The organism is Sulfitobacter litoralis (assembly GCF_900103185.1).
Classification (GTDB): domain Bacteria; phylum Pseudomonadota; class Alphaproteobacteria; order Rhodobacterales; family Rhodobacteraceae; genus Sulfitobacter; species Sulfitobacter litoralis.
In genome coordinates this window covers 1-19,188 of sequence record NZ_FNJD01000033.1, presented here as the reverse complement: position 1 = coordinate 19,188, position 19,188 = coordinate 1, and the positions used below count along the sequence as shown (strand labels likewise).

General features: G+C 55.7%; 15 protein-coding genes and 1 tRNA gene. 1 reads left to right on the top strand and 15 read right to left on the bottom strand.

Annotated features, from left to right (window positions below; all coding sequences use genetic code 11):
• The 4 genes from BLQ98_RS18150 to rpsL form a co-directional block, all read right to left on the bottom strand.
• Positions 1-91: GTP-binding protein (locus tag BLQ98_RS18150; RefSeq protein ID WP_139226313.1), on the bottom strand; the 91-nt coding region annotated here is incomplete at its 3' end.
• Positions 92-194: 103 nt separating this feature from the next.
• On the bottom strand, positions 195-2,321 hold the full coding sequence (gene fusA / locus BLQ98_RS17100; RefSeq protein WP_093734410.1) for an elongation factor G: 2,127 nt from the start codon (positions 2,319-2,321) through the stop codon (positions 195-197).
• 83 nt (positions 2,322-2,404) lie between these two features.
• Complete coding sequence (gene rpsG, locus BLQ98_RS17095) at positions 2,405-2,875, bottom strand: 30S ribosomal protein S7 (protein ID WP_093734409.1); 471 nt, start codon at positions 2,873-2,875, stop codon at positions 2,405-2,407.
• Positions 2,876-3,051: 176 nt separating this feature from the next.
• A complete protein-coding gene (rpsL, locus tag BLQ98_RS17090; RefSeq protein ID WP_005849863.1) occupies positions 3,052-3,423 on the bottom strand; it encodes a 30S ribosomal protein S12 in 372 nt (123 codons plus the stop codon).
• A gap of 401 nt (positions 3,424-3,824) precedes the next feature.
• Between rpsL and BLQ98_RS17085 the strand changes: the two genes are divergently transcribed.
• The gene (locus tag BLQ98_RS17085; RefSeq protein WP_093734408.1) at positions 3,825-4,631 is read left to right on the top strand and encodes a putative rhamnosyl transferase; all 807 of its coding nucleotides are present in this window, start codon (positions 3,825-3,827) and stop codon (positions 4,629-4,631) included.
• On the opposite strand, the gene BLQ98_RS17080 is transcribed toward BLQ98_RS17085, so the two are convergent.
• From BLQ98_RS17080 to BLQ98_RS17030, 11 genes are all read right to left on the bottom strand, one after another.
• The gene (locus BLQ98_RS17080; RefSeq protein WP_093734407.1) at positions 4,628-5,506 is read right to left on the bottom strand and encodes a DMT family transporter; all 879 of its coding nucleotides are present in this window, start codon (positions 5,504-5,506) and stop codon (positions 4,628-4,630) included. The two genes, BLQ98_RS17085 and BLQ98_RS17080, sit on opposite strands and share 4 nt — an antisense overlap.
• 167 nt (positions 5,507-5,673) lie before the next feature.
• On the bottom strand, positions 5,674-9,921 hold the full coding sequence (gene rpoC, locus BLQ98_RS17075) for a DNA-directed RNA polymerase subunit beta' (RefSeq protein ID WP_093734406.1): 4,248 nt from the start codon (positions 9,919-9,921) through the stop codon (positions 5,674-5,676).
• A gap of 94 nt (positions 9,922-10,015) precedes the next feature.
• Positions 10,016-14,152 carry a DNA-directed RNA polymerase subunit beta gene (gene rpoB / locus BLQ98_RS17070; protein ID WP_093734405.1) on the bottom strand — a complete coding sequence of 1,379 codons (4,137 nt, stop codon included), beginning with the start codon at positions 14,150-14,152 and terminating at the stop codon, positions 10,016-10,018.
• Between the two features lie 285 nt (positions 14,153-14,437).
• On the bottom strand, positions 14,438-14,809 hold the full coding sequence (rplL, locus tag BLQ98_RS17065) for a 50S ribosomal protein L7/L12 (protein ID WP_093734404.1): 372 nt from the start codon (positions 14,807-14,809) through the stop codon (positions 14,438-14,440).
• Between the two features lie 75 nt (positions 14,810-14,884).
• The gene (rplJ, locus tag BLQ98_RS17060) at positions 14,885-15,400 is read right to left on the bottom strand and encodes a 50S ribosomal protein L10 (RefSeq protein ID WP_093734403.1); all 516 of its coding nucleotides are present in this window, start codon (positions 15,398-15,400) and stop codon (positions 14,885-14,887) included.
• A gap of 410 nt (positions 15,401-15,810) precedes the next feature.
• The gene (gene rplA / locus BLQ98_RS17055) at positions 15,811-16,509 is read right to left on the bottom strand and encodes a 50S ribosomal protein L1 (RefSeq protein WP_093734402.1); all 699 of its coding nucleotides are present in this window, start codon (positions 16,507-16,509) and stop codon (positions 15,811-15,813) included.
• A 1-nt stretch (position 16,510) separates the two neighbouring features.
• Positions 16,511-16,936 (bottom strand): 50S ribosomal protein L11, encoded by a 426-nt coding sequence (gene rplK / locus BLQ98_RS17050; RefSeq protein WP_005849876.1) that lies wholly within the window; start codon positions 16,934-16,936, stop codon positions 16,511-16,513.
• A 159-nt stretch (positions 16,937-17,095) separates the two neighbouring features.
• A complete protein-coding gene (gene nusG, locus BLQ98_RS17045; protein WP_008226363.1) occupies positions 17,096-17,629 on the bottom strand; it encodes a transcription termination/antitermination protein NusG in 534 nt (177 codons plus the stop codon).
• 204 nt (positions 17,630-17,833) lie between these two features.
• Positions 17,834-18,031, bottom strand: coding sequence for a preprotein translocase subunit SecE (gene secE / locus BLQ98_RS17040; protein WP_093734401.1), 198 nt, complete (start codon positions 18,029-18,031; stop codon positions 17,834-17,836).
• 127 nt (positions 18,032-18,158) lie between these two features.
• Positions 18,159-18,234 (bottom strand) — tRNA-Trp (locus BLQ98_RS17035).
• Positions 18,235-18,396: 162 nt separating this feature from the next.
• On the bottom strand, positions 18,397-19,188 hold a 792-nt coding region (locus tag BLQ98_RS17030; RefSeq protein ID WP_141135368.1), incomplete at its 5' end, for an elongation factor Tu.

The window sequence follows — 19,188 nt, the reverse complement described above, 5'->3', positions numbered from 1 at the left end:
CAGCGGTCAACGTCGTTTTACCGTGGTCAACGTGACCAATGGTACCGATGTTAACGTGTGGTTTATTACGTTCAAACTTTGCCTTAGCCATGGTGGCCTCCTTGGTTTTCAAATTGGGCGGTGGGTTGAACACCCACCCTACGGTTTGGGTAGGGCGGGGTTATCCCCGCCGTCCCAGTTATTGCAACGCGCAGTTACGCGAATTTCGCTTGGATCTCGTCAGAGATGTTCTGCGGAACAGGTTCGTAGTGCGAGAACTGCATGGTGAAGTTCGCACGACCCGACGACATCGAACGCAGTGTGTTGATGTAGCCGAACATGTTGGCCAGTGGCACATTTGCGTCGATCGCAATGGCGTTACCGCGTGTATCCTGCCCCTGAACCTGACCGCGACGCGATGTCAGATCGCCGATGATCCCACCTGTGTAGTCTTCAGGTGTGATAACTTCGACTTTCATAATCGGCTCGAGCAGTTTCGCGCCAGCTTTACGCATGCCTTCGCGCATACCCATACGGGCCGCGATTTCAAACGCCAGAACGCTGGAGTCAACATCGTGGAACTTACCGTCGATCAGCGCAACTTTGAAGTCGATGACCGGGAAGCCCGCCAAAGGACCGGAGTCCATGACCGAGTTGATCCCTTTTTCGACGCCGGGGATGTATTCTTTTGGAACAGCACCACCAACGATGCGGCTTTCAAAGGAGTACCCTTCGCCTGGCTCGGTTGGCATCAGGATCATCTTCACTTCAGCAAACTGACCGGAACCGCCGGACTGTTTCTTGTGTGTGTAGGTGATTTCCGCTTCGCGCGAGATGGTCTCGCGGTAGGCAACCTGAGGCGCACCAATGTTGGCTTCGACTTTAAATTCACGACGCAGACGGTCCACCAGAATATCGAGGTGAAGTTCGCCCATACCCTTCATGATGGTCTGGCCGGATTCAATGTCTGTCTCGACGCGGAAGGAGGGATCCTCGGCCGCCAAACGCGCAAGACCAGTCGACATCTTCTCTTGGTCAGCCTTGGTTTTAGGCTCAACCGCGATTTCGATAACCGGATCGGGGAAGGTCATTGTTTCCAAGACCACAGGATCGGCAACAGAACACAGTGTGTCGCCTGTTGTGGTATCCTTCAGCCCGGCCAGCGCAATGATGTCGCCCGCGAACGCTTCTTGAATTTCTTCACGATCGTTCGAGTGCATCATCATCATACGACCGACGCGCTCTTTTTTACCTTTGGTCGAGTTCAAGAGCGTGTCACCCTTGTTCAACTTGCCCGAGTAAATGCGCGTGAAGGTCAACGAACCAACAAAGGGGTCGTTCATGATTTTGAACGCCAGACCGGAGAAGGCCATATCATCGTCCGCGCGACGCGGGATGTTACGTGTTTCTTCTTCGTCGCCTGGTTTAAAGCCCATGTAATCAACAACGTCCATCGGGGATGGAAGATAGTCGATAACAGCGTTCAACAGTGGCTGAACACCTTTGTTTTTGAACGCGGAACCACACAGAACGGGGATGAACTTGATCGCCAACGTCCCTTTGCGGATCAGCGACCGCAGGGTGTCGACGTCAGGCTCTGCGCCGTCCATCAGGTAGTTTTCCATGGCTTCGTCGTCCATCTCGACCGCAGTCTCGATCAGATGCGCGCGCCATTCGTCGGCCAGGTCTTTCAACTCGGCACGGATTTCGCGCTGTTCCCAGCCGGCACCCAGGTCTTCGCCGCTCCAGACCCATTCTTTCATGGTGACCAGATCGACCAAGCCTTCAAGCTCGGTTTCGGCCCCGATCGGGATTTGGATCGGCGCAGGTGTTGCACCTGTACGGTCTTTGATCATCTTCACACAGTTGAAGAAGTCAGCGCCGATTTTGTCCATTTTGTTAACAAAAACGATCCGCGGAACCTTGTAGCGGTCGGCCTGGCGCCAAACCGTTTCAGTCTGCGGTTCAACACCGGCGTTGGCGTCAAGAACAGCAACCGCGCCATCAAGAACCGCCAGCGAGCGTTCAACTTCAATTGTAAAGTCAACGTGACCGGGCGTGTCGATGATGTTCATCCGGTACTTGGTGTCGGATGTTGCGTCCGCGTCTGGCAATTCCTGGCGCTGCCAGAAAGTTGTCGTCGCAGCGGAGGTAATTGTAATACCGCGTTCCTGCTCCTGCTCCATCCAGTCCATCGTTGCAGCGCCGTCGTGCACTTCGCCGATGTTGTGGGACTTACCAGTATAAAACAGGATCCGTTCGGAGCAGGTTGTTTTGCCTGCGTCGATGTGGGCCATGATGCCGAAATTGCGGTAGCGTGAGAGCGGATAGTCGCGTGCCATGGGGCTGCTTCCTCGAATATATCTGAAACGGATAAATCGCGCCCCAGTGTGGGACGCGACGGGAACGGCTTATGCCGCCCGAATTACCAGCGGTAGTGGCTGAACGCTTTGTTCGCGTCGGCCATTTTGTGCGTATCTTCGCGCTTTTTAACAGCAGTACCACGCGATTGAACAGCATCCATCAGCTCGCCTGCAAGGCGCTCTTCCATGGTGTTCTCGTTGCGGGCACGAGACGCTTTGATCAACCAGCGGATCGCCAGTGCTTCGCGACGCTCGGGGCGCACTTCAACAGGCACCTGATAGGTGGCACCACCGACGCGGCGCGAACGCACTTCGACGGATGGTTTGATGTTGTCCAGCGCTTCGTGGAAAACTTCGATGGGTGCGCGTTTGATCTTGTCTTCAACGCGGTTCATCGCGTTGTAAACGATACGCTCTGCAACCGATTTTTTACCATCGATCATCAGGTTGTTCATGAATTTGGTGAGGACCAGATCACCGTACTTGGCGTCTGGCAGTACTTCGCGTTTTTCAGCGGCGTGACGACGTGACATTTAAAGCTCCTAATTGTCAGTTGCCGAGGCAGCGATGGGCCAGCGCGTCTGGTGCGATATGCACCCCGATCGTCCGGCGCTCAGTCTTACTCGGCTCACTCCCTTACGGGAAAACATGGCGGGCGGCCGGACCGAGCATCGTGTATCTGCGATGCGCAAGCCCGAACCGACCCAAATTACTTTGGCTTCTTTGCACCATATTTGGAGCGACGCTGCTTACGATCTTTAACGCCTTGCGTATCGAGAACACCGCGCAGGATGTGGTAGCGCACACCGGGAAGGTCTTTTACACGGCCGCCGCGGATCAGAACAACAGAGTGTTCTTGCAGGTTGTGCGATTCACCCGGGATGTAGCTGATGACTTCGAAACCGTTGGTCAGGCGCACTTTGGCAACCTTACGCATGGCCGAGTTCGGCTTTTTAGGTGTGGTCGTGTAAACACGTGTGCAAACGCCGCGCTTTTGCGGGCATTCCTGCAGGTGCATGGATTTCGAACGTTTGATTTTAGGCTGGCGCGGTTTGCGGATCAGCTGCTGGATCGTTGGCATTCCGGTTTTATCCCCGTTTAGCTCACATAAGTGGTGCAGCGGGGCGGACCCCAGTGCGGTTTCAAATTCGGTCACTTCGCACGTCCACGAATTCTATCTTCGCCCTACACCGATGGCGCAAAGCAAAATCACCGCAGCGTTCCCGTACCGAGGAAAACGAAGCGGTGGGGTAACAGAGGATCGAGTCAGCAATAGACCGGATCGTGACCACAGTAGATATGATGTCGGCAAAGCAGGGCGACCCCTACATCCGAGATAAGGGCCGTATAGGCAGAGTCGCCCCCGCTGTCAACAGCCCCCCGCCCCAAGTAGGGGCGGCACGCGAAACGGGTATTCTTCTTGCATCACGCCCCCCCTACCCCGCATATTTACACTGCATAATCGGGACAAGGCGGAACACGATGCAGATACTTGGGCTATGCCGCTTTTCCTACCCGGCGCTAGGCGGATTTCAGGTCGGGCATGAAACCATCGAAGATCGTATCGCCTATCTTTACGAACCTGCGCGGTTAGAAGAAAGATTCCGCCTGTTCGAAGCCGTCGCCCTGCCCTGCCTAATGGCACAAACCGACCCGGACTTCGAGATGATCGTCCTCGTCGGGGATAGCCTTCCGAAGCAGCACATGGCGCGCCTGAAAGCACTACTTTCCCCCCTGCCTCATGCAAGGATCATCGTCGAACCACCCAGGCCCCACCGCGAGGTGATGAAAGAGATACTAAACAAGGCGCGCCTCTCGCGCTATGAACCCTGTGTACAATTCCGCTTTGATGACGACGATGCCATTGCAGTAGACTTCATCGCCAAGCTGCGCAAAGCCGTCGACGACGCGGCACCGCTCTTGGTGCAACATAAGTCTGTCGCTCTTGACTGGAACAAGGGCTACGTGGCCGAGTTTGGTGCGGACGGGATCGAAGCAACGCCGTCCTACCGGCCTTTCTATACCGCGGCACTAGCGATGTTCGTAAATGCGCGGTGCCCATTAACCATCATGAACTTTGCCCACGACAAGCTACCCCGCTTTATGCCTGCGCTTAGCTTTCCCGATCAGGCAATGTACGTACGCGGTCACAACGGCTTTAACGATTCACGTCAAAAGAACGCCCGACCGATCGAGCTTTCGCCGCTCAGTGCCGAGGAGGAGACCCTGTTCAAGGATCGCTTTGCCATCGACATCAACGCAGTGCGCCGCGTCTTCGCCAAAGGTTAGGGGGGCGGCAATGGGCGTGTGGTGATGCGCTCGCGGTACAGCGTGAACAACCCTGTCGCGGCGACGATAGAGGCACCGATCAGTGTCGTCGGCACGGGCCAGTCACCAAACACCAGCCAGCCTAGGATCAGCGCCCAGATCAGCCCCGTATAGCGGAACGGCGCGATGAAAGACACATCGCCAACGCGCATCGTCTGTACGCTAAAATAATACCCCATCAGGACAAAGACAGCGGCCGCAGTGATCGCGATCCAATGATATGACGATACTGGCACCCAAGGGGTGGTGAATTGCGCAAAGGTCGAAAATCCGGTGACAGAGAGGACCGCCGCGAAGGTCACCGTCATCGACGGCACCTCTTTCGACAAGCGGCGTGTGCTCAGGTCGCGAACGGTCACAAAGAACACCGCAATCAAAGCGTAGACCGACCAAATATTGAACCCGTCGGTGCCCGGCTTGACGATCAACATCACGCCGAAAAAGCCGACGAGGATGGCAGAGAAGCGCCGCCAGCCGACCTTTTCGCGATAGACCAGCGCAGCGCCCAAAGTCACCGTCAGCGGCAAGGATTGTAGAATGGCGCTGAGGTTCGCCAAGGGCATATTGAAGAGCGCGGTCACGAAGAAGAAGCTCGCCCCGACTTCTGCGCCAGACCGTATGGCAACCAGCTTCCAATCGCGCCGGCTAAGCCGCAGGTGCATCGGGCCAAGCCGCCCCCAAAGCATCACGATCAACGAGATAGAGATCACACCACGCAGAAACAGCAGCTGGAACAGTGGCACCGCCCCGCCCGTGGTCTTGGTCATCGTATCGTTCAAGACAAAGGCCGCCATGGAGCCCATCATGAAAAGTGCTCCGGTAAGGTTTGGCGACATTGGGCGGCTTTCTTTTTGTTCGGTTGGCTTATCATTGCCGCAGGCCGCGGCGGAAAACCAGCCCACCCGCACATATTTTAGACGCTATTTCATCACCGCGCCCCCGCAATGAAAAAGCCCCCGCCGATCTCTCGGCGGGGGCTGCTATCTAGCTATTAAGTCTAGGCTTAATTGCGGCTTTCATCGTCGATAGGGACGTTGTCGAAAACATCGCCACCGACAACATCATCCGCTTTAGGCTCTGGCGCGGCCAAACGTGCGGCGGCTTCGGCTTCTTCGCGACGGGCTTCGATAACCACGTTGTCACGATCCGTTGCAACCTTACGCATCTGTTGCGTTGCACCACCGGTACCGGCTGGGATTAGACGGCCCACGATGACGTTTTCTTTCAGGCCAACCAGCTTATCGCGTTTACCCTGAACCGATGCCTCGGTCAGAACCCGTGTGGTTTCCTGGAAGGACGCCGCCGAGATGAAGCTGCGGGTTTGCAGCGACGCCTTGGTGATACCCAGAAGGATCGGTTCGCCTTGCGCAGGACGTCCGCCTTTGGACAGCGCTTTGGCACAGGCTTGGTCGAACTCTTGCTTATCGACGTGTTCGCCTTTCAACAGGGTGGTGTCACCGCTGTCTTGGACTTCCCACTTCTGCAACATCTGACGCACGATCACTTCGATATGCTTATCGTTGATCTTAACGCCTTGCAGACGATAAACATCCTGAACTTCGTCGATCATGTAGTCAGCCAGCGCTTCGACACCCATAATCGCAAGGATGTCATGCGGCGCAGGGTTGCCGTCCATGATGTAGTCGCCCTTCTGGACAAAGTCACCTTCCGCAACGGGAATGTGCTTACCCTTAGGCACCATGTATTCGACCTTGTGATCCGGATCTTCTGACGACTCGATCGAGATACGACGCTTGTTCTTGTAGTCCTTGCCGTAGCGGACATAGCCGTCGATCTCTGCGATGATCGCGTGATCCTTGGGGCGACGTGCCTCAAAGAGTTCCGCAACACGTGGCAGACCACCGGTAATATCCTTGGTCTTGGCACCTTCGCGAGGAATACGCGCAACGATGTCACCTGCCGCGATTTCAGTCTGGTCCTCAACGGACAGAATGGCATCGACGGACATAGGATAGGTCACCGGGTTGCCCGCATCGTTACGGACAGGTTCGCCATCGGCATCTACCAGAATAACTTCTGGCTTCAGCTCATTGCCTTTGGGTGCTGCACGCCAGTCGATCACGATCTTCTGTGTCATACCGGTTGCATCATCGGTTTCATCCTTAACCGCGATCCCCGACACAAGGTCGACGAACTTGGTCATACCGGATTTCTCCGCGATGATCGGCAGCGTGTAGGGATCCCATTCGAACAGCTTGTCGCCGCGCAGAATGTTCTGACCGTCTTTCACGAACAGCTTGGTACCATAGCCGACCTTGTGGCTGGCACGCTCGTCACCGTTTTCGTCAACAATCGCAAGCTTCATGTTCCGGCCCATGACCATGATCTCACCTGCGGTGTTCTCAAGGGTCTGAGCGTTCTCGAACACAACCTTACCGGACTGCGACGCTTCGAGGAAGGACTGCTGGCCACCCTGAGCAACACCACCAATGTGGAATGTACGCATGGTCAGCTGCGTGCCGGGTTCACCGATCGACTGCGCGGCAATAATGCCGACAGCTTCACCTTGGTTCACCAGCGTACCGCGTGCAAGGTCACGACCATAGCACATGGCGCAGACGCCCTCTTCGGCTTCACAGGTCAACGGGCTGCGGATCCGGGCAGACGCCACGGCAGCTTCGTCGATAATGTCAGCCAGACGCTCGTCGATCACAGTCTGTGCAGGTACCAGCACTTCTTCGGTACCGGGGCGCAGAATGTCATCAGCCGCAACGCGACCCAGCAGACGTTCCGCCAGCGAAGAGACAACCTCGCCATCGTTCACAGCTGCTTCGGCCGTGATCGCGGTTTCGGTGCCACAGTCATGCATACGAACGATACAGTCTTGAGCCACGTCCACCAGACGACGGGTCAAGTAACCCGAGTTCGCTGTTTTCAAAGCAGTATCCGACAGACCCTTACGGGCACCGTGGGTGGAGTTAAAGTACTCCAGAACGGTCAGACCTTCTTTAAAGTTCGAGATAATCGGTGTCTCGATGATATCGCCGTTCGGCTTCGCCATCAGACCGCGCATCCCGCCTAGCTGTTTCATCTGTGTGACCGAGCCACGCGCACCGGAGTGGGCCATCATGTAGACCGAGTTCGGCTCCATGACTGCACCCTGATCGTTGCGACGTTCGGCCGAAATAGCCCCCATCATCGCGTCGGTGACTTTGTCGTTACACTTGGACCAGGCATCGACAACTTTGTTGTACTTTTCACCCTGAGTGATCAGGCCGTCCATGTACTGCTGTTCAAAGTCCTTAACCTGATCGCGTGTCTCGTCAACCAAGGTCCATTTGGTCTCGGGGATCAGCATGTCGTCCTTACCAAAGGAAATCCCGGCACGGAAAGCTTCGCGGAAGCCCATGGTCATGATCTGGTCACAGAAGATAACGGATTCTTTCTGACCACAGTAGCGATAGACCGTATCGATGACCTGCTGCACCTCTTTCTTACGCAGCAAGCGGTTCACCAGATCGAACGGCGCTTTGGCGTTCAGCGGCAACAGCGCACCAAGGCGAATACGGCCTGGTGTGGTGTCGAAACGCTTCATTACTTCGTTGCCTTCGGCATCGATCTGTTTGACCCGCGCTTTGATCTTGGTGTGCAAGTGCACGGCACCGGCATCAAGCGCGTGTTCGACTTCCTCAACGGAACCAAACACCATGCCCTCGCCCGGCATGCCTTCGCGTTCCAGGGTCGTATAGTACAGACCCAAGATCATATCCTGCGATGGAACGATGATCGGTGCGCCGTTTGCAGGCGACAGAACGTTGTTCGTGGACATCATCAGAACACGCGCTTCAAGCTGTGCTTCAAGCGACAGTGGTACGTGAACAGCCATTTGGTCGCCGTCAAAGTCAGCGTTAAAGGCCGAACAGACCAGCGGATGCAGCTGGATCGCTTTACCCTCGATCAGAACCGGTTCGAACGCCTGAATGCCCAAACGGTGCAACGTAGGCGCACGGTTTAGCATGACGGGGTGTTCGCGGATCACTTCGTCCAAGATATCCCACACTTCGGGACGCTCTTTTTCGACCAGCTTCTTGGCTTGCTTCACAGTGGAAGACAGGCCTTTGGCTTCGAGGCGCGAGTAGATGAACGGCTTGAACAGCTCAAGCGCCATCTTCTTGGGCAGACCGCACTGGTGCAACTTCAGCTCGGGGCCGGTCACAATGACCGAACGACCGGAGAAGTCGACGCGCTTGCCCAAAAGGTTTTGACGGAAGCGACCTTGCTTACCTTTCAGCATGTCGGACAGCGACTTCAGCGGGCGCTTGTTGGCACCGGTGATGACGCGGCCGCGACGGCCGTTGTCGAACAATGCATCAACGGATTCCTGCAGCATCCGCTTTTCGTTGCGGACGATGATGTCAGGCGCGCGCAGTTCGATCAGACGCTTCAGACGGTTGTTCCGGTTGATGACACGGCGATACAGGTCGTTAAGGTCGGAGGTCGCAAAGCGGCCACCGTCCAGCGGCACCAGCGGGCGCAGCTCAGGCGGGATCACAGGAATGACGGTCATGATCATCCACTCGGGCCGGTTGCCGGACTCGAGGAAGGATTCAACGACTTTCAGACGCTTGATGATCTTTTTCGGCTTCAGCTCGCCTGTCGCCTCTTTCAGATCGGCCCGCAGCTGGTCTGCTTCGGCTTCCAGATCGATGGCGGCCAGCATTTCGCGGATCGCTTCGGCACCGATATTGGCGGTGAACGCGTCCATGCCAAAGGCATCCTGAGCGTCCATGTACTCTTCCTCGGTCATCATCTGACCATAGGTGAGGTCCGTCAGACCGGGTTCAATCACGACGTAGTTCTCAAAGTACAGCACGCGCTCCAGATCGCGCAGGGTCATGTCCAGCATCAGGCCGATGCGCGATGGCAGCGACTTGAGGAACCAGATGTGCGCAACAGGCGACGCCAGTTCAATGTGGCCCATACGCTCGCGGCGGACCTTTTGCAGGGTAACTTCAACGCCACATTTCTCGCAGACAACGCCGCGATATTTCATGCGTTTGTATTTACCGCACAGGCATTCGTAGTCTTTGATCGGGCCAAAGATACGCGCGCAGAACAGGCCGTCACGCTCGGGCTTGAACGTCCGGTAGTTGATGGTTTCGGGCTTCTTGATTTCACCGAACGACCACGACAGGATCCGCTCTGGCGATGCCAAAGAGACCTTGATTTCGTCGAACGTCTTAGTCGGCGCGACGGGGTTGAACGGGTTGTTTGTCAGTTCCTGGTTCATCTTAAATCCTTAGATAAGTCTCGAAAGCGGAGGGAGAGAGGCGTTTTCAGTCTGAGAAAACGGACCGGGGTTTAAACAAACCCCGGTGCTTGCCTCACTCTTCTTCCTCCGCATCCAGGAGTTCCATGTTCAGGCCAAGACCACGTACTTCTTTCACAAGTACGTTGAACGATTCCGGAATACCGGCCTCGAAGTTGTCTTCGCCTTTGACGATGCTTTCATAGACCTTGGTCCGTCCGGCCACGTCATCCGATTTCACAGTCAGCATTTCCTGCAAGGTGTATGCAGCGCCGTAAGCTTCCAAAGCCCAGACCTCCATCTCACCAAAGCGCTGACCACCGAACTGCGCTTTACCGCCCAATGGCTGCTGGGTGACCAGCGAGTATGGACCGGTTGAACGCGCGTGGATTTTGTCGTCCACAAGGTGGTGCAGTTTCAGCAGGTATTTGACGCCAACGGTGACAGGGCGGGCAAACTGCTCGCCTGTGCGACCGTCAAACAGAACCGACTGACCGGAGGTATCGAACCCGGCACGTGTCAGGCTGTCATTCACGTCTGCTTCCTTGGCACCATCGAATACCGGCGTGGCGATTGGGACACCGCGTGCGACGTTCTTGGCTGCGTCCAGCAAGGATTCCTCGTCCATGCCAACGATGCCTTCTTCATAGACGTCGTCGCCATAGGCGTGGTGCATTGCTTCGCGCACTGGTGTCAAATCACCGGAGCGTTTGTATTCCTGCAGGGCCTCGTCGATGTTGATGCCCAAGCCGCGTGCGGCCCAACCCATGTGGGTCTCAAGGATCTGACCGACGTTCATACGCGACGGAACACCCAGCGGGTTCAAACAGAAGTCCACTGGCGTACCATCCGCAAGGAACGGCATGTCTTCCATCGGTACAACCTTGGAAATAACACCTTTGTTGCCGTGACGACCAGCCATCTTGTCGCCCGGTTGCAGCTTGCGCTTCACCGCGACGAACACTTTGACCATCTTCATCACGCCCGGGGGCAGATCGTCACCACGACGGACTTTTTCGACCTTGTCCTCAAAGCGCGCATCCAAGGTCCGTTTCTGGATCTCGTACTGCTCGTTCAGGGCTTCGACGATTTTTGCGTCGTCTTCGTCTTCGAGGGCAAGCTGCCACCACTGACCGCGCGACAGGGATGCCAGCAGGTCTTCGGTGATTTCCGAGTTCGACTTGACGCCTTTGGGGCCTTTGACAGCCGTCTTACCGATGATCATCGATTGAAGACGCGCATAGATGTTGCGGTCTAGAATGCCAAGTTCATCGTCACGGTCACGGGCCAGACGTTCGACTTCTTCACGCTCGATCTGCAACGCACGTTCGTCTTTTTCGACGCCGTGACGGTTGAACACGCGGACTTCGACGACTGTACCAAAATCACCGGGCTTCACACGCAGCGATGTATCGCGCACGTCCGAAGCTTTCTCACCAAAGATGGCGCGCAGCAGTTTTTCTTCTGGCGTCATCGGGCTTTCGCCCTTGGGTGTGATCTTGCCGACAAGAATGTCACCGGGTTCAACATCCGCACCGATGTAAACGATGCCAGCCTCGTCGAGATTGCGCAGCGCTTCTTCACCAACGTTCGGGATATCGCGTGTGATTTCCTCTGGCCCCAGCTTTGTATCACGGGCGGCGACTTCGAATTCCTCGATGTGGATCGAAGTAAACACGTCGTCACGCGATACACGTTCAGAGATTAGAATGGAGTCTTCGTAGTTGTATCCGTTCCAGGGCATGAACGCGACGACCACGTTCTTACCAAGCGCCAGTTCACCCATGTCGGTCGACGGACCGTCCGCGATAACCTGACCCTTTTGAACCGTCTCGCCAACCTTCACCAGCGGACGCTGGTTGATGCAGGTGTTCTGGTTCGAACGCTGGAATTTGCGCATGCGGTAGATGTCTACGCCCGCGTCACCCAGCTCGAGGTCTTCGGTGGCACGGATAACGATACGGCTGGCATCAACTTGGTCGATGATACCGCCACGTTTCGCCATATAAGCAGCACCGGAATCCCGTGCGACGACTTCTTCGATACCGGTCCCGACCAGTGGTGCTTCAGCTTGAAGCAAAGGCACCGCCTGACGTTGCATGTTCGAGCCCATCAAGGCCCTGTTCGCATCGTCGTTTTCAAGGAACGGGATCAAGGACGCAGCGACCGAGACCAACTGTTTTGGCGAAACGTCGATCAGGTCAACGTTTTCGGAAGGCGACAAGGTGTAGTCGCCCGATTTCCGCGTCGAGACCAGATCGTTTACGAACTTCATGTTTTCATCAAGGTTCGCGTTGGCCTGCGCCACTGTGTGACGCATTTCTTCCGTGGCCGACATGTACTGAACGTCATCCGAAACCACACCGTTCGATACCTTGCGGTAGGGTGTTTCGATAAAGCCGTACTTGTTCACACGGGCAAAAGTGGCCAGCGAGTTGATCAGACCAATGTTCGGACCCTCGGGCGTTTCAATCGGACACATGCGACCGTAGTGGGTCGCGTGAACGTCACGTACTTCAAAACCGGCACGCTCGCGTGTCAGACCACCTGGCCCAAGCGCGGAAAGACGACGCTTGTGCGTCACCTCGGACAGCGGGTTGGTTTGGTCCATGAACTGCGACAGCTGGCTGGAGCCAAAGAATTCACGTACCGCAGCAGCTGCTGGTTTAGCGTTGATCAGATCCTGTGGCATCACAGTGTCGATTTCAACGGAAGACATACGTTCCTTGATCGCGCGCTCCATCCGGAGCAGGCCAACACGGTACTGGTTTTCCATCAGCTCGCCGACGGAACGCACACGACGGTTGCCCAGGTGGTCAATATCGTCGATGTCGCCACGGCCGTCGCGCAGGTCAACCAACGCCTTGATACAGGCGACGATATCGTCACGGTCCAGCGTGCGCTGCGTGTCTTCCTTGTCGAGCGCCAGGCGCATGTTCATCTTCACACGGCCAACCGCGGAAAGGTCATAGCGGTCCGCATCAAAGAACAGCGTGTCGAACAGGTTCGACGCGGCTTCGACTGTGGGCGGCTCGCCCGGACGCATAACACGGTAGATATCCATGAGCGCGGTGTCGCGGTTCATGTTCTTGTCCGCTGCCATGGTGTTACGCATGTAGGGGCCGACGTTAATGTTGTCGATATCGAGCAGTGGGATCTCGAAGATGCCCGCGTCGATCAGCTCTTTGGCTGTACCACCGATAAGCGTGCCATCTTTGTCGTGCTCGAGCGTCAGTTCGTCGCCCGCTTCAACATAGATCGCGCCGGTTTCTTCGTTTATGATATCACGTGCAGCAAATTTGCCTGCAATATGGTCAAACGGCAGCAACAGTTCAGAAACCTTGCCTTCGTCGATCAACTGCTTAACGGCCCGAGGTGTAACCTTCTTGCCCTTTTCAAACAGGATCTCGCCTGTTGCAGCGTCAACCAAATCATACGTTGGCCGTGTGCCCCGCACACGATCCGGGAAGAAGGGTGCAACCCAGCCTTCGCCATCTTTCAGCGTATAGTTAACGGTGTTGTAATACGCGTCCATGATCGCTTCTTGGTCAAGACCCAGCGAATAAAGCAGCGTTGTTACAGGCAGTTTGCGGCGACGGTCGATGCGCGCGAAGACGATGTCTTTGGCGTCAAATTCAAAGTCGAGCCACGAACCGCGGTAAGGAATGATGCGGCAAGCGAACAGCAGTTTACCCGAAGAGTGGGTTTTGCCTTTGTCGTGGTCAAAGAACACGCCGGGCGAACGGTGCATCTGGGATACGATCACACGCTCGGTACCGTTCACAACAAATGTACCGTTTGGCGTCATCAAGGGCATGTCGCCCATGAACACGTCCTGTTCTTTAATGTCCTTAACCGATTTCGCACCGGTGTCTTCGTCTACATCAAACACGATGAGGCGCAGCGTCACCTTCAAAGGCGCGCTGTAGGTCATGTCGCGTTGCTGACATTCCTCTACATCGTATTTTGGCTTTTCAAGCTCGTACTTGACGAATTCAAGCACCGACGTCTCGTTGAAGTCCTTGATCGGGAAAACCGACTGAAAGACGCCCTGGATGCCGTCACCGTCTGTCGGTGCTTCCGCATCGCCGGAACGCAGGAACAAATCATAAGAGGATTTCTGAACCTCGATCAGGTTCGGCATTTCCAGCACTTCGCGGATTTTGCCATAGTATTTACGTAGACGTTTCTGGCCAAGGAAGGATTGCGCCATGTGTCTGTCACCTTTCGTATCTCTTGCCGAGCTCGCCATCACCGGGGCCGTGATGCGCGCCCATAAGAGCGGTAAATCCTGATCAATTCTTGAGGCACGTCCCACCGTACCTCTTCCGACCACTAGGACCTATCCAGAGAAATATTTCGCGTGAAATACTTTTCAAAACAGATCAGGCTGGACAGGGAATTCCCCCGTCCAGCCTTAATTTTTATGGGCTTCCCCAAAGCTTTACAAACTTCGGGCCGCTTTCATCAAGCAAAAACAGCACCCTGATCGAATGGCTTAGGCCAATTCGACTTCTGCGCCAGCTGCTTCCAGCTTGGCTTTAACGTCTTCAGCTTCCGCTTTATCAACGCCTTCTTTGATCTTGCCGCCAGCTTCAACCAGATCTTTGGCTTCTTTCAGGCCCAGACCGGTGATGCCGCGAACTTCTTTGATCACGTTGATTTTGGATGCGCCGGCGTTCTTCAGAACGACGTCGAATTCAGTTTTCTCTTCTTCAGCTGCGCCGCCATCTGCGGGGCCAGCCATCATCACTGCGCCGCCAGCTGCGGGCTCGATGCCATACTCGTCTTTGAGGATGGTTTTCAGTTCTTGTGCTTCCAGCAGTGTCAGACCAACGATGTCTTCTGCCAGTTTTTTCAGATCAGCCATGTTTAGCTCTTTCCGTTAACGATATGTGTGTTCCAACGCGAGTGTTCAACCCTGCGCCAGCTTGACGATATTGCTTTACGCAGCCGCCTTGTCCTCGATCGTGGACAAGATGGAAGCGATGTTGCTTGCAGGTGCGCCAATGGCCCCGGCGATGTTGGAAGCAGGTGCGCCCAGCATACCCGCGATGGTGGAGATAAGCTCCTCCCGCGAAGGCATCTTGGACACGGCTTCAACACCGGCGACATCCAGTGCGTTCTCACCCATTGCGCCGCCGAGAATGACAAATTTTGCATTCTCTTTAGCGAATTCCTGGGCCACCTTGGCTGCTGCCACGGGGTCTTCGGAATAGGTCAGAACGGTCATACCCGTCAGGAGATCTGCAATGCTTTCGCACGGCTTTCCGTCAAGGGCAATTTTGGCGAGCCTATTTTTGGCAACACGCACAGCCCCGCCCGCAGCGCGAGCGCGCGCACGAAGGTTCTGCATATCAGCAACTGTCAGGCCGACGTAGTGGCTAACCACAACGACGCCAGAGCTTTCGAAGATTTGGCCGAGCTCGTCGACCAACTGTTCTTTCTGGGCTCTATCCACAGTTTCACTCCAAATCTGGGGGTTGCCCCCCGGCTCAATTAAGTCCGCTTACGCGAACAGTCTTGGTCCATTTTACGGGAATAAGCCAAAATAGCCCCACGCTTGCGCGAACGGTAATTCTTGCATCTCCCATCTCAGAAAGGAATTAAGGCTTGCGCCACCCTTCGTCTCGGACAGAAGACTCACCATGCGATGCATAGCGAATCGAGGGCGTTCTAGGGGATGTGGCACGGAATGCCAAGCGCTAATCTGGTTTCAGGTTAATTCATGCACGCAAGGCGACGAGAAAACAGCCCCACCGCACGTTGGAACCAGCACTCTGCCCGCAGGCATACCTCCGACCATCTAACGAAAACGGGCCCCCTTGAAACCAAGGGAGCCCGTCAATTAAAGCAACAAACTACTCCGAATTACTCGGTAACAGCGTTGTCGACTTCAACAGTTACGCCTGGGCCCATTGTGGAGCTCAGAGCGATCTTTTTCATGTAAGCACCTTTAGAACCGGTAGGCTTGGCTTTGGAAACGGCACCAACAAAGGCACGTACGTTTTCAACCAGCTTCGCTTCGTCAAAGGACAGTTTGCCGATGCCAGCATGCACAACGCCGCCTTTTTCAGCTTTAAACTGAACCTGACCGCCTTTGGCAGCTTCAACAGCCTCTTTGATGTCCATTGTAACTGTACCAACTTTTGGGTTTGGCATCAGGTTACGCGGGCCAAGAACCTTACCAAGACGACCAACGATCGGCATCATGTCAGGTGTCGCGATGCAACGATCAAAGTCGATCTTGCCGCCTTGAATGGCTTCCATCAGGTCTTCTGCGCCAACGATGTCGGCACCAGCTGCTTGGGCTTCGTCAGCCTTTGGGCCACGTGCGAATACAGCAACGCGAACAGATTTGCCGGTGCCGTTTGGCAGGCCAACAACGCCGCGAACCATTTGGTCAGCGTGACGGGGGTCAACGCCAAGGTTCATCGCGATCTCGATGGTTTCGTCAAATTTCGCGTTTGCGTTGGCTTTGATCAAAGATACCGCTTCTTCAACGGTGAGATCTTCTTTGCCTACGAATGCTTCGCGTGCGGCGCGGGTGCGTTTTCCGAGTTTTGCCATCTTACTTAACCTCGATGCCCATGGAGCGGGCGGAGCCCAGAATGATTTTCATCGCGGATTCAACATCCACAGCGCTCAGGTCCGCCATTTTGGCTTCTGCAATCTCGCGCAGCTGCTTGGTGGTCACAGTGCCAACGGTTTCACGGCTTGGTGTTTTAGCCCCGGAGTTAACCTTGGCGGCTTTCTTCAGGTAGTAGGACGCCGGAGGCGTCTTGATGTCCATGGTGAAGGACTTGTCCTGATAGTAGCTGATCACGGTCGGGCAAGGAGCACCTGGCTCCATGTCAGCTGTCTTGGCGTTGAACGCCTTACAGAATTCCATGATGTTGATCCCGCGCTGACCCAGTGCGGGGCCGACGGGTGGGGATGGGTTCGCTTGACCCGCTTTAACTTGCAACTTCATCGTACCGACGAGCTTCTTGGCCATTGGCCTTCTCCTTTTAATGTCGGTGAACTTTCATTCACCCTATACGACCATATCGCGATGTGGCCGCTTGCTAGTGTGGTGCGGTTGAGCGGCGCGCCGCTATCCCCTCCCACAAACGAACGGTGTCGCCACCGTATGGCGGGTTGCCCCGCCGCTCGCTCAGACCTGTTTATTGACCTGAGTGAATTCCAGTTCGACCGGGGTTTCCCGGCCAAAGATCGACACAGACACCTTGAGGCGCTGGTTCTCGTCGTCGACCTCTTCGATCATGCCGTCGAAATCCTCGAACGGACCATCGGCAACCTTCACCCGCTCGCCCACTTCAAAGTGGATCAGGGTACGTGGTGCTTCTTCGCCCTCTTGGACGCGGCCAAGGATCGCGGTTACTTCGGCGTCACGCATCGGCATTGGACGACCCTGCGGCCCCAAAAACCCTGTGACGCGGTTGATCGAGTTGATCAGGTGATAACCGCGGTCGGACATCTCCATGTGAACAAGCACATAGCCGGGCATAAACCGACGTTCTGTCGTGACTTTCTTGCCGCGCCGAACCTCGATCACCTCTTCGGTGGGGACCAGCACTTCGTCGATTTGGTCCTCAAGCTCTTGCTCGGCGACCGTGGTGCGGATTTGCTCGGCAATCTTCTTTTCGAAGTTCGACAAAACACTGACCGAATACCATCTTTTCGCCATCTGAACTTGGTCCCTGTCTTGTGATGCAGCAACAACTGCATCTAATTCTCTTATAACCAGCGTGCCACAACAGGCCGGCGGTGAACAAAAAATCGGCGCGCAACACGAATCGCCGCACGCCCCTCTTGAACAGGTCTGCGGGATAGCCCGCAATCACAAATGTTTCAAGAGGTCCGCGGCGCTTTTACAGTGCCGCGCCCCGGATCAGCCGAAGGCCGACAAAATATACTGCAAGCCACCACGGATCAGAATATCGACAACCGCAAAGAACACTGCGGTCAGAGCGGCGAGGATGAACACCATTACCGTGGTGAGCATGACCTCGCGACGAGTCGGCCAGACGACCTTGGAAACTTCGGAACGCACTTGCTGGATGAACTGAAGCGGGTTGACTGTGGCCATGTCGGTTTTCCTGTATACGAACGATTGTGGGGATGTATCTGGCAAAAGCACTGAATTCAAGGCTTCAAATACAGCGCCCTACCCGAGCAGCCATACGCCTTCGCGTGCGTTTATCATATTGTGAGATTGGCAGGGGCTGAGGGACTCGAACCCACGACCCTCGGTTTTGGAGACCGATGCTCTACCAACTGAGCTAAACCCCTATGCCGAGTGGTGACGTAGTCGATATTTTCCGGGGGATCAAGTGCCGATAGGCCCTTTGCCCGCGAATAATGCCATCAGGCGTCAAACAACGAAAAAGGCCGCCCCCTTGCAGGAGCGGCCTTCGTTTTGTCAGCTGTCAGCGGGGTAACCCGCTGATTGGCTTATTCGTTGATCTTGGAAACAACGCCCGCGCCAACGGTGCGGCCGCCTTCGCGGATCGCGAAACGCAGACCGTCTTCCATCGCGATGGGGGCGATCAGCTCAACGTCGAACTGCAGGTTGTCGCCGGGCATAACCATTTCAGTGCCTTCTGGCAGCTGAACGGTACCGGTGACGTCTGTTGTCCGGAAGTAGAACTGTGGACGGTAGTTCGCGAAGAACGGCGTGTGACGGCCACCCTCTTCCTTGGTGAGGATATAGGCTTCGGCTGTGAACTTGGTGTGCGGCTTAACCGAACCTGGCTTACACAGAACCTGACCACGCTCAACGCCTTCACGGTCAACGCCGCGCAGCAGCGCACCGATGTTGTCGCCAGCTTCACCGCGGTCCAGCAGTTTGCGGAACATTTCAACGCCGGTACAGGTGGTTTTCTTGGTGTCGCGGATGCCAACGATTTCGATTTCGTCGCCAACGTTGATCACGCCACGCTCAACACGGCCCGTCACAACTGTACCACGACCGGAGATCGAGAACACGTCTTCCACTGGCATCAGGAACGGCTGGTCAACAGCGCGTGCTGGTGTCGGGATGTATTCGTCAACAGCGGCCATCAGCGCGCGGATGGATTTCTCGCCGATTTCCTCATCGCGACCTTCCATAGCTGCCAGAGCGGAGCCAGGGATCACAGGCATGTCGTCGCCTGGGTAGTCGTAGGAAGACAGCAATTCGCGGATTTCCATTTCCACCAATTCCAGCAGCTCTTCGTCGTCAACCTGGTCAACTTTGTTCATGTA

What these genes read in the sequence shown, in the direction of transcription:
- fusA (WP_093734410.1), bottom strand. Translation starts at nt 2,321, where the DNA reads ATGGCACGCGACTATCCGCTCTCACGCTACCGCAATTTCGGCATCATG.
- rpsG (WP_093734409.1), bottom strand. Translation starts at nt 2,875, where the DNA reads ATGTCACGTCGTCACGCCGCTGAAAAACGCGAAGTACTGCCAGACGCC.
- rpsL (WP_005849863.1), bottom strand. Translation starts at nt 3,423, where the DNA reads ATGCCAACGATCCAGCAGCTGATCCGCAAACCGCGCCAGCCTAAAATC.
- BLQ98_RS17085 (WP_093734408.1), top strand. Translation starts at nt 3,825, where the DNA reads ATGCAGATACTTGGGCTATGCCGCTTTTCCTACCCGGCGCTAGGCGGA.
- BLQ98_RS17080 (WP_093734407.1), bottom strand. Translation starts at nt 5,506, where the DNA reads ATGTCGCCAAACCTTACCGGAGCACTTTTCATGATGGGCTCCATGGCG.
- rpoC (WP_093734406.1), bottom strand. Translation starts at nt 9,921, where the DNA reads ATGAACCAGGAACTGACAAACAACCCGTTCAACCCCGTCGCGCCGACT.
- rpoB (WP_093734405.1), bottom strand. Translation starts at nt 14,152, where the DNA reads ATGGCGCAATCCTTCCTTGGCCAGAAACGTCTACGTAAATACTATGGC.
- rplL (WP_093734404.1), bottom strand. Translation starts at nt 14,809, where the DNA reads ATGGCTGATCTGAAAAAACTGGCAGAAGACATCGTTGGTCTGACACTG.
- rplA (WP_093734402.1), bottom strand. Translation starts at nt 16,509, where the DNA reads ATGGCAAAACTCGGAAAACGCACCCGCGCCGCACGCGAAGCATTCGTA.
- rplK (WP_005849876.1), bottom strand. Translation starts at nt 16,936, where the DNA reads ATGGCCAAGAAGCTCGTCGGTACGATGAAGTTGCAAGTTAAAGCGGGT.
- nusG (WP_008226363.1), bottom strand. Translation starts at nt 17,629, where the DNA reads ATGGCGAAAAGATGGTATTCGGTCAGTGTTTTGTCGAACTTCGAAAAG.
- secE (WP_093734401.1), bottom strand. Translation starts at nt 18,031, where the DNA reads ATGGCCACAGTCAACCCGCTTCAGTTCATCCAGCAAGTGCGTTCCGAA.